Raw genomic sequence first — 342 nt, 5'->3', positions numbered from 1 at the left:
GGCTGGATGTGGCTGGACGCCGACAATCTGGTCGACGCGGCGATGAAGGACCTCATGCGCGGCAAGTCCCTGTCCATCCCCGACCCGCGCTACAAGGCCCTGATGGGCGCGGTGAAGCTGGCGCCGCGCGGGGTGCTGGGGGGGATCACTTCGCGTACGGGCCGCAAATACGGGCCTCGCTGACGCTTGGGGTTTCCCCACGTACCTGTCTGCGGCGCCGCGGGTGTTGTTCGCCGTTGCGCCTGCGGCGGGCTGGGTGGGTGTCGGGTGCGGTGACGGGCCTCCGGGGCCGGTTGTGTGGACTGCTGACGCTTTACGTCCACACAACCGGCCCCTCCGGCC

1 pseudogene is annotated in these 342 nt (G+C 70.2%); it reads left to right on the top strand.

Annotated features, from left to right (window positions below):
• Positions 1 to 183 (top strand): annotated as a pseudogene (locus V2J85_RS41090) (SDR family NAD(P)-dependent oxidoreductase); the annotation flags it as partial.
• Between the last annotated feature and the right edge of the window lie 159 nt (positions 184 to 342).

It is taken from the genome of Streptomyces bugieae (assembly GCF_036352915.1).
GTDB classification, from domain to species: Bacteria; Actinomycetota; Actinomycetes; order Streptomycetales; family Streptomycetaceae; genus Streptomyces; species Streptomyces endophytica.
Note: the sequence above shows the minus strand (reverse complement) of the source record. Positions and strands in the feature narration are given on the sequence as shown.